7 protein-coding genes are annotated in these 7,960 nt (G+C 70.9%); 4 read left to right on the top strand and 3 right to left on the bottom strand.

All coding sequences use genetic code 11. The features are described from left to right. Nucleotides 1–120 precede the first annotated feature (120 nt). The 3 genes from ACFVX9_RS33685 to ACFVX9_RS33675 all read right to left on the bottom strand — a co-directional run bounded on the left by ACFVX9_RS33685 (nucleotide 121) and on the right by ACFVX9_RS33675 (nucleotide 4,475). Nucleotides 121–2,124 carry an APC family permease gene (locus tag ACFVX9_RS33685; protein WP_063346578.1) on the bottom strand — a complete coding sequence of 668 codons (2,004 nt, stop codon included), beginning with the start codon at nucleotides 2,122–2,124 and terminating at the stop codon, nucleotides 121–123. A gap of 237 nt (nucleotides 2,125–2,361) precedes the next feature. Beyond that, nucleotides 2,362–3,966, bottom strand: a complete 1,605-nt coding sequence (locus ACFVX9_RS33680; protein ID WP_387985410.1) for a multicopper oxidase family protein — start codon at nucleotides 3,964–3,966, stop codon at nucleotides 2,362–2,364. A gap of 98 nt (nucleotides 3,967–4,064) precedes the next feature. Beyond that, entirely contained in the window at nucleotides 4,065–4,475 is a 411-nt protein-coding gene (locus ACFVX9_RS33675) for a DUF6153 family protein (RefSeq protein WP_387985407.1), read from the bottom strand. 198 nt (nucleotides 4,476–4,673) lie between these two features. On the opposite strand from ACFVX9_RS33675, the gene ACFVX9_RS33670 reads away from it, so the two are divergent. From ACFVX9_RS33670 to ACFVX9_RS33655, 4 genes are all read left to right on the top strand, one after another. Next, the gene (locus ACFVX9_RS33670; RefSeq protein ID WP_380380759.1) at nucleotides 4,674–5,075 is read left to right on the top strand and encodes a hypothetical protein; all 402 of its coding nucleotides are present in this window, start codon (nucleotides 4,674–4,676) and stop codon (nucleotides 5,073–5,075) included. Between the two features lie 3 nt (nucleotides 5,076–5,078). Then, on the top strand, nucleotides 5,079–6,791 hold the full coding sequence (locus tag ACFVX9_RS33665; RefSeq protein WP_387985405.1) for an alpha/beta hydrolase: 1,713 nt from the start codon (nucleotides 5,079–5,081) through the stop codon (nucleotides 6,789–6,791). Then, a complete protein-coding gene (locus ACFVX9_RS33660) occupies nucleotides 6,788–7,315 on the top strand; it encodes a hypothetical protein (protein ID WP_387985402.1) in 528 nt (175 codons plus the stop codon). The genes ACFVX9_RS33665 and ACFVX9_RS33660 overlap by 4 nt, the downstream gene beginning before the upstream one ends. Nucleotides 7,316–7,487: 172 nt before the next feature. Beyond that, a complete protein-coding gene (locus tag ACFVX9_RS33655) occupies nucleotides 7,488–7,889 on the top strand; it encodes a YccF domain-containing protein (protein WP_063346584.1) in 402 nt (133 codons plus the stop codon). The last annotated feature ends 71 nt before the right edge of the window (nucleotides 7,890–7,960 follow it).

The following is a 7,960-nucleotide window of genomic DNA, read 5'->3' as shown; positions in this document are numbered from 1 at the left end:
CCCTACCTCACTGTGTAAGCAAATCCGTCTCCTCCCTTCCTCCCCCCCCCCCCCCAACCGGCCTTTTCCCCCCTCGCCCAAACAGGACCGGGCGGGCCGACGACGTTGTGCGGCGGAGCGTCAGCCGACGTGGACGCGCGGGCGGCGGCTGCGGTCGGGTTCGGCCTCGCGCAGCACCTCGCGGGTGACCGGGGCCACCTCGCCCTGGCCGAACAGGAAGAACCGCAGGAACTGGGCGAAGGGGTTGCCCTCGGTCCACTCGAAGTAGAGGTGCGGCTGCTGCCCGGTGCGGTCCCGGATGGTGAGGGCCAGCGCGGCGATCGCGTTCGGGATGCTGGAGCTCTCCAGCGTCAGCACCCGGTAGCGGCCGTGCAGCACCTCGCCGCGCACGGTCAGCTCGGTCTCGAAGTCGGAGGCGTCCCGGACAGTCACCTCGACGAAGACCAGGTCGTCCTCACCGGGGATGTCGTTGTCGGCGCGGATCTGGCGGATCTTGTCGCGGTACTCGGCGACGTCGCGGTGGGTCGGCTCGTTGGCGATCAGCCGCAGCGGGCGGTGCGCGTAGTCCCTGACGAAACGTTCCGCCACGTCGTCCAGCACCACGTCGGTGACGCGCAGCTCGAAGGCGCGGCGCAGCCGGGAGAGCAGCGAGACCAGGATGATGCCGGCGATGAAGCAGGCACCGATCTTCAGACCGTCCGGCCGCTCCAGGCAGTTCAGCACGGTGGTGTACAGGAAGATCGCCGCGATGATCGCGAAGGCGGTGGTCCAGCCCCGCTGCTTCGCCTTGTACGCGGCGATGGTGACGGCGATGGCCGCCGAACTGATCAGCACCAGCACACCGGTCGCGTACGCGCCGCCCTGGGCGTCCACGTTGGCGTCGAACAGCCAGGTGACCAGGAAGCCGATCAGGGTCAGCACGATCACCATCGGCCGCACCGCGCGGGCCCAGTGCGGGGCCATGCCGTAGCGGGGCAGGTAGCGCGGCAGCAGGTTGAGCATGCCCGCCATGGCGGAGGCGCCGGCGAACCAGAGGATGGCGATCGTGGACAGGTCGTAGACGCTGCCGAAGGTGCCGCCCAGGTACTCGTGGGCCAGGTAGGCGAGGGCGCGGCCGTTCGCGTCGCCGCCGGGCTTGAACTGGTCGGCCGGGATCAGCAGGGTGGTGATGAAGCTGGTGGTGATCAGGAAGCAGCTCATGATCACGGCGGCCGTGGTGAGCAGCTTGCGGGTGCCGCGGATCCGGCCGGTGGGCTTCTCCTCGGTGTCGTCCGGGTCCCCCTCGATGTGCGGCATCACGGCGACGCCGGTCTCGAAGCCGGACAGGCCGAGCGCCAGCTTCGGGAAGACCACCAGCGCCACGCCCACCATGATCACCGGGTTGCCGTGCTGGGCGGTCAGCGCACTGGTCCAGTCCGTGACCACGTGCGGCGCCTCGATGATCTTCCAGATGCCGACGGCCACCACGACCACGTTCAGCACCAAATAGACCGCGACCAGGGCCACCGCCAGGCCGATCGCCTCGCTGAAGCCCTTCAGGAACACCGCGCCGAGCAGCGCGACCAGGATCAGCGTGATCAGCACCTGCTTGCCGCCGAGGACGCTGGTCAGGTGCGGGTTCTCCACCAGGTGCGCGCTCGCGTCGGCGGCCGACAGGGTGATCGTGATGAGGAAGTCCGTCGCCGCGAAGCCGAGCAGCGCCAGGACGAACAGCTTGCCCTTCCAGAACGACAACAGCCGCTCCAGCATGGCGATCGAGCCCTCACCGCGCGGGCTCTCCTGCGCGACCCGCCGGTAGACCGGCAGCGCGCCCAGCAGGGTGACGATCACCAGCACGATCGTCGCGATCGGCGACAGCACGCCCGCGGCCAGCGCCGCGATGCCCGGCTGGTAGCCGAGCGTGGAGAAGTAGTCCAGGCCGGTCAGGCACATCACCCGCCACCAGCGCTGGCCCTTGTGCGCGCCGGAGTCCCCCGCCTGCGCGCCGCCCTGCGAACCGTCCTGGCCGGCCTCCCCGGTGGCCGGCTTGTCCGCCGACACGTCCTCCAGCAGCCAGCCGCGCAACCGTATTCGCGCCGACGACGGTTCCGCCGTCGCCGCCTCCGTCGAACCCGACGAAACCACCTTGCACCTCTTGTTAAAGACCCCGTAAAAGCGCCGTCGGGCGACGGCAGTGCGACAGGCTATGCGACCGGCGTTAAGGACGCGTCATCGCCCCGCGTTAAGAAAACGTCATTGCTCCGCAGGTCGCGGCGGGTGGTGCGCCCGGTGGCGGCACGCCCGCGGCCGGGCGCCGACGGGCCGGCCGCGCGGCGTCGGGGCAGGGCCGCTCCCCCGCCCCGACGCCGCGTGCCGCGAAGGTCAGCCCCGGTAACCGAGGACGGTCATCATGCCCGTCTCCGCGTGGTAGACGTTGTGGCAGTGCACCATCCACAGGCCCGGATTGTCGGCGTCGAAGTCGACGGCGAGCGTCGCGCCCGGCAGCACGATCGCGGTGTCCTTGCGGGGCCCGTCACCGGGCAGCGCGAAGGTGTGGCCGTGCAGGTGGACGGGGTGCCACATGCTCGTGGTGTTGCGGAACTCCAGCCGGACCCGCTCCCCCGCCGCCACCGGGTAGCGCTGCGCCGGGTCGTACCGGCGGCCGTTGAACGCCCAGTCGGCCTTCGCCATGCCGCCGGTGAGCTCCAGCCGCACCGTCCGGTCCGGCGCCCTGGCGGGCAGTCGCACGCTCGGGTCGGCCTTGAGCTGTGCCGCGCCGAGCAGCCTGCCGTCCAGCTCCGCCGGGCGCACCGAGGCGTCCGGCGCGGCGCCGCCGCCGGTGCGCAGCAGGGCGAGTGCGGCGGCGTTCTTGCCCTCGGCGAGCGCGGTCAGCGGGAACACGCCGTCCTGGACGGTCACCAGCACGTCGTAGCGCTCGCCCATGCCGAGCAGCAGCGCCTGGGTGGTGGCCGGCTCGACCGGGAAGCCGTCGGTGTGGGTGACGGTCAGCTCGTGGCCGCCCAGCGCGACCCGGTAGGCGGTGTCGCCGCCCACGTTGATCAGCCGGATCCGGACCCGGTCGCCGGGCTTGGCGGTGAAGGTCTCGGGCGCGGTGGCGAGCCGGCCGTTGACCAGGTGGAACGGGTAGCCGACGTCGCCCGCGTCGCCGCCGAGCAGCGCGCTGCGGGCGCCCATCAGCATCCGGGACGGGCCGGCGGCGGTGGGCGGGGCGGCACTCGGGGTGCCGGCTGGAGTGCCGCCCATGGCCGCCATGTCGTGGCCGCCCATCGCCGAGTGGTCCATCCCCGCATGGTCCATCGCGCCCATGCCCCGGGCGAGTTCGGCGAGCACGGCGTCCGGGGTGCTGCCGTCGACCCCGTCCACCCAGTCGTCCAGGACGACGACCCACTCCTTGTCGTAGCGCAGCGGCTCCCTCGGGTCCTCGACGATCAGCGGCGCGTACAGGCCGCGGTCCTGCTGGACACCGGAGTGCGGGTGGAACCAGTACGTCCCCGGGTGGGCGAGCGCGAAGCGGTACTCGAAGCCGGCGCCCGCCCGCACCGCGTCCTGGGTGAGCCCGGGCACGCCGTCCATGTCGTTGCGCAGCGCGAGGCCGTGCCAGTGCAACGAGGTGGGCTGCGGCAGGTGGTTGGCGAGACTGACGGCGAGCGTCTCGCCGACCGTGGCGCGCACCTCCTGGCCGGGCAGGCGGTCGCCGTACGCCCAGCTGCGGACGGTGCGGCCGCCCAGGTCGAGCGTCGTCTCGGTGGCGGTGAGCGCGACCTTGCGCTCCGGCCCGGGCCCTCGCCGCGCCTCGGCGGCGGCGACCTCGGGGCCGCCGGGGGCGACGAAGCCGCCCGGGGTGGTGGGGGCGGCGCCCCCATGGTCCATGCCCTTCATCGGATCGGCGGAACAGGCAGCGAGCAGACCGGTGCCGGCGGCGGCGAGCGCCGCGCCGAGCACGGTACGACGGGTGGGTGTGCGCATGACGGAGTGCACCTCGTGCGGTGGGTGTGGGTGAGCAGGACGTCGCGACGGCCGTCCCGCCCGCGCCGGAGCGCGGACACGGGGCGGCCGGCACACGCCTACTGACGCAGCACCGACAACCGGGCAAGGAGGATCCGCCCGCCTCCGGGCGGCGGCAGCGCGCGAACGGCCCGCAGCAGCCGGGCCCTCACCTCGGCGGCGACGTCACCGCTGTACCGCAGCAGGGGGCCGGCGATGAGGAGCAGCAACGTCCAGCCGGCGAGGACGGCCAGACACACCGTCATCGGATCCATGCCGTCGGCCGCTGCGGTGTGCACCGTCTCCTCGGCGCCCGCCGGGTGACCGGCGCTCACGGCGTGCCGCGCCGGCCCCGGGTCTGCCCCGTGCTCCACCCCGTGCCCGCCGGCGGTCGGATGGCCGAGCGTGTGCATCGCCACGATGCCGAGCAGGAGCGCCGCGAGGAGCAGCAGGCGCAGGGCCCGGGGGACGGCCGGCCGCGGCTCCGCCATCGTCCACCTCCCGACCGATCCCGCCACCAGTTACCCCCGCAGGGTATCCCGAGTCACGGCCCCCGGCCGCGCCGGGGCAGGTCGCCCGGCCCGCGCCCTCCCCGCCGCCGAAGATCGATCCGTTAGCATCCGTCAGCAGTTTGTCGACACGGACCCGGGCCGCACGCCGGTCCGGGGCTCATCAACGGGGGGAAAGACATGGCAGATCCTGATCTGGCCTTGGAGTTCAAGGTCAACCCAGCCGAACTGGACGGCTGCGGACAGAGCGCCCAGCACATCGGCGGACTCATACCGGGAGAGACCGCGAAGATCACCGACCCGTGCAACCAGGCCGCCGGAGGCCTGAAGGGCTGGCTCACCGCCGCCGCCCTCCAGAACTGCGGCACGAACTGGAAGACGCTGCTGGACAAGCTCGGCGGCGACATGGGCGACGTCGGCACCAAGCTCGCCACGTCGGCCGCCTACTACCGCCAGGTCGAGAAGGACATCCACGGGAGCATGCGGAACCCGGCCGCACCGGTCCCCGACGAACCGGACCCCTTCAACACGACCTTCGTCCCGGGCCCCGTGAAGCCCGCCGACGCGAAGGCGGCCGCGTAAGCGATGGACATCAAGACCCTCCACGACGCCGACCTCATCAACCTCACCACCGCGAAGACCGCCTTCGACACCCTGGCCACCGCATTCGGCCAGCACGTCGAGAACTGGCAGCACGAGGTCGTCGACCGGCTGAACCACTCCCAGTGGACCGGGAACGCCGCCGGTCACGCCCAAGCCCGGATCCAGCTCCTGGAGAACGAACTCCAAGCCGCCCAACAGGAGATCGGCCTCGTCAGCAGAGCCCTGTACGACGCGGCCGAGGGCTTCGCCGCCGCCCAGGCGCACCTGATCAACGCCCTCGACGACGCCAGGACCCACAAGCTGACCGTCGCCGCCGACGGCGGGATCACCTGGGACAACGACCCCGGCTCCGCCACCTTCGCCGGCACCGACGCCGAGTCGCAGGCCCGGCAGATCAGCAGCCGGATCACGGCCGCGCTCGCCGAGGCCGACCACGCGGACCAGACGATCAGCGCCCGGCTCGCCCACCTGGCCGGCAACGCGAGCGACGGCACCGGACTCGACGCCGCCACGGCGAAGACCGACCTGGCCGCCGCGAACGCGCTCGAACAGGTCCCCGCCGCCGGCACCGACCCGAACAGCGTCAAGGGCTGGTGGAACGGGCTGACCGACGAACAGCAGCACCGGATGATCCTCAACCACCCCGACCAGGTCGGCGCCCTCGACGGCGTCCCCGCGCTCGCCCGGGACCAGGCCAACCGGATCAACCTCCAGCGCGGCAAGCAGGACCTCCAACACCAGCTCGACGGCCTCGGCCCGGAGCCGAAGCACTACCTGTCCGTCGCCGAGACCAACGGCGGGCCCGTCCAGAACCCCGACTACACGGCGTGGAAACAGAAGCGCGACGACCTCGAAGACAAGCTGAAGGGCGTGACGGCCATCGAGAACCGGCTGAACACCCCGGTCAACGCCGAACACCCGCCCACCTTCCTGCTGGGCTTCGACACCAACGGCAAGGGCCACGCGATCATCGCGGCCAACAACCCCGACACCGCCGACAACGTCTCCACGTACGTACCCGGCACCGGCGCCCGGCTCGGCAGCATCGGCAGCGACATCAACCGCTCCGACCTGATGGTCAAGTCGGCCAACGACGCCAACCGGAAGGCGCAAGACCCGAGCACCACCTCGTCGATCACCTGGGTCGGCTACGACGCTCCGCAGACGATCATCCCCGAGGCCGCGGACGACAAGTACGCGAAGAACGCGGAGGACAAGCTGCACGCCTTCGAGACCGGGCTGCACGCCACGCACGAGGGAAAGCTGTCGAACAACACCGTCCTCGCCCACAGCTACGGCACCACGACCGTGGGCTACGCCATGCGCGACAAGGGCCTTCCCGTCGACAACGTCGTCCTCATCGCCAGCCCCGGCTGCGGCGTCGAAAACGCCAAGGACCTGAACATCGACCCGTCCCGCGTGTACGTGGCGCAGAGCCCGGCCGACGCGATCGGCTGGGCCGCCGCCACCGACCCCGGCGGGATGACGGACAACATCGTCGACAACGTCGCCAGCTCGTGGGGCCTCGGCGACGGTGACCACCACCTGATCCACGGCCGACAGACCACCGTCCCCCAGTTCGGCGCGCAGGTCCTGCCCACCAATCCCAACGCGGGGCATTCGGACTACTGGAACGACGATTCGCCCACCCTGACCTCCATGGGTCAGATCATCGCCGGAAAGCGGGTCTCATGAGCACCACCGAGCACACCCCGCTGATCAGACGGGTCACCACCACCGCCGTGCTGGCGGTCGCCGTACTGGCCCTGAACGCCTGCGGCGTGCAGACCTTGAACGAGCGGTCGAAGTCCACGATCACGCTCGACCAGGCCAAGAAGCAGATCGACACCTACCTCGCCGACACCCTGGCCAAGCTGCCGGTCAAGCCGACCGCGAGCTCGGGCGATTTCTTCGACATGGAATGCGACGCCAACGACATCGGACCGCACGGCAGGACGCAGACCCATCGGGGATACGACTTCGGCGACGTCCCGTCCGCGCCCAAGGCCGAGGCGGCGAACGCCTTCCGAACGTTCCTGACCGGCCAGGGCTTCCAACCGGTTCAGGATCCCCCCAATTTCCACAACGACTGGATCAGGCTGAAGAACCCCAAGAACGACTTCCTCGCCACCCTGGACGGGGTCTCCGACGCCAGCCACGACCTCACCCTCCGGGTCAGCTCCCCCTGCGTCTGGCCCGACGGCACTCCGCCGGCCTGATCCGAGCCGCCGCACCGGGGCCGCACCCTCCGCAGGGTGCGGCCCCTGCACGTCCGCCCGCGCCGACCCCGGAACAAACCCCGAGGAACGTCCCCTAAGGGCGTAGACGCGCCCGGGGCGGGCATGGCTGAATCGTGGAACCCCGAGCAGCAGCCGTGAGAAGGTGTCGGCCATGAAGGTGATCGAGTTCGTCCTCAATGTCATTTGGCTGATCTTCTGCGGTATCTGGATGGCTATTGCCTATACCGTCGCCGGAATTATCTGCTGCGTGCTGATCGTGACCATCCCGTTCGGCGTCGCATCCTTCCGGATCGCCGGCTTCATACTGTGGCCGTTCGGGCGGACGACCGTGGAGAAGCCGGGTGCCGGGGCGGCGTCCTGCGTCGGGAACGTCATCTGGCTGATCTTCGCGGGCTGGTGGCTGGCGATCGCGCACCTGGTGACCAGCATCCCGCTGTTCCTGTCGATCATCGGCATCCCGTTCGGCTGGGCGAACCTCAAGATGATCCCGATCTCCCTCATGCCGCTCGGCCGCGAGGTCGTCCCCACCGACCAGGCCTGGGGCGCCCGGTAGCCGTTCGAGAAGCAGCCGCAGGAGAAACGGCCCCGGGGGGGGGGGAGGGGAGAAAGACCAGGGGAGTTTCG

The organism is Kitasatospora sp. NPDC058243 (assembly GCF_042882025.1).
GTDB lineage: Bacteria > Actinomycetota > Actinomycetes > Streptomycetales > Streptomycetaceae > Kitasatospora.
This window is presented reverse-complemented; position numbering and strand designations above follow the sequence as displayed.